The organism is Mycobacterium sp. (assembly GCF_039583805.1).
Classification (GTDB): Bacteria; Actinomycetota; Actinomycetes; order Mycobacteriales; family Mycobacteriaceae; genus Mycobacterium.
Genome location: NZ_JAVKSH010000075.1, coordinates 18,204 through 19,640 on the forward strand (window position 1 = coordinate 18,204; position 1,437 = coordinate 19,640).

A 1,437-nucleotide genomic window follows, 5' to 3' on the forward strand; every position below is an offset into this window, starting at 1 on the left:
GCCGGTGGAGCCGCCGTCGGCGCCGGCATCACTTCGACCGGCGGCATCAGGGTGTAGTAGTTGTCGGGGTGTGGTGTGAGCGCCAGCGCTGCCGCAACAGACACCGCCGCAACAGACACCGCCGCAACAGACACCGCCGCAACGGACACCGCCGCAACGGACACCGCCGCGACAGCTACTGCCGCAATGGCGGCGGCGAAGGCTCGGCCATCGGCGAGCCTGCTCAGCAGGTGACGACAGGAGGCCGCAACCGGCACCCTGTTCTCCTAGAACTCCTGCTCCTCGTCGGGTGACTCGCTCCAGGCCTCGACCTCGTGGTGGATCGCTGCCGTGGCATTGGCGGTGGTGATGATGTCGTCCATGCCTAGATTGTGCTCTCGGGGACCGACAAGACGGCTTCTGCGGCGCTGCTCGCCGCGCCACGCTCTACCTGCCGGCGCTGGGCCCACGCCATGTGCACAACGTGGCCCGAATTCGACGGCCTGCAAGCCTCCTCGACCATGACCGGCCGCCTCATCGTGGTGCTGTGGAGCGCCGCCGACGACTCCCTACCCGAGACTGCCGTGTTCTCCCGCGCCCTCGCACGAGCCGCCGCAAAAGAGGTCGGCTATCACATCGTCTGAACCATGCCAAAACCCCTCTGTCCCAGAGAATTTGGCGTCCACCGCAATTAGCCGCGCGTTTCGTCCCAACGTTGTAGCGGTCTAGCGGTCGACAGTGACCGTGGTACTCAAACTACCGGTGGGGTGAGCCGGATCGGCAGCTCGGGTGGGGGAGCTCGAAAGTATTTGGACCGTATCTGGCACCAGCCTGACCCGTTGGGCCAAATACCTGTTCTGAGCTGAATAAACGCTGGTGCGCGGTACTGGGATTGAACCAGCGACCTCTTCCGTGTCAGGGAAGCGCTCTCCCGCTGAGCTAACCGCGCCGGGGGCAAACAGATGGAGGTGGAGACGGGAATCGAACCCGTGTGCACGGCTTTGCAGGCCGTTGCCTCACCACTCGGCCACTCCACCGCGGGGGTTCATGCCATGTGCACCTTCGAGCGGATGACGGGATTCGAACCCGCGACCCTCACCTTGGCAAGGTGATGCGCTACCAACTGCGCTACATCCGCGAGCCACGGACGACAGCGTCGCCCGTCGCGAAGCACGACGATAGTCCACCTGAGCGGACCGCACAAATTTCTTCGCGGCGTTCGGCGCACCTGCCGTGCAAGGCATTCTGCAGCGCCACACACGCGTGTTAATCTTCCTCGGCGTTCGCCTATCGGCACCGGTCCTGTAGCTCAGCGGGAGAGCGTCCGCCTCACACGCGGAAGGTCGCTGGTTCGATCCCAGTCGGGACCACCAAAGTGTTTTCGCAGCTCAGTGTGTAGTGGGCTGGCCGACACGGTATCCAAACCGACACGGTATCCAAACCGACACGGTATCCAAA

The 1,437-nt window shown here is 64.1% G+C and carries 2 protein-coding genes and 4 tRNA genes; 2 read left to right on the plus strand and 4 right to left on the minus strand.

What is annotated here, in order from left to right; translation table 11 throughout:
- Positions 1–257 (minus strand): hypothetical protein (locus ABDW21_RS11520; protein WP_343710467.1); only part of this gene is annotated, 257 nt, incomplete at its 3' end.
- A 195-nt stretch (positions 258–452) separates the two neighbouring features.
- Between ABDW21_RS11520 and ABDW21_RS11525 the strand changes: the two genes are divergently transcribed.
- On the plus strand, positions 453–623 hold the full coding sequence (locus tag ABDW21_RS11525) for a hypothetical protein (protein ID WP_343710468.1): 171 nt from the start codon (positions 453–455) through the stop codon (positions 621–623).
- Positions 624–853: 230 nt separating this feature from the next.
- Here the strand turns inward: ABDW21_RS11525 and ABDW21_RS11530 are convergent.
- From ABDW21_RS11530 to ABDW21_RS11540, 3 genes are all read right to left on the minus strand, one after another.
- Positions 854–928, minus strand: a tRNA-Val gene (locus tag ABDW21_RS11530).
- 14 nt (positions 929–942) lie between these two features.
- Positions 943–1,016 (minus strand) — tRNA-Cys (locus tag ABDW21_RS11535).
- Between the two features lie 28 nt (positions 1,017–1,044).
- Positions 1,045–1,117, minus strand: a tRNA-Gly gene (locus tag ABDW21_RS11540).
- A gap of 160 nt (positions 1,118–1,277) precedes the next feature.
- Between ABDW21_RS11540 and ABDW21_RS11545 the strand changes: the two genes are divergently transcribed.
- A tRNA-Val gene (locus ABDW21_RS11545) sits at positions 1,278–1,352 on the plus strand.
- The last annotated feature ends 85 nt before the right edge of the window (positions 1,353–1,437 follow it).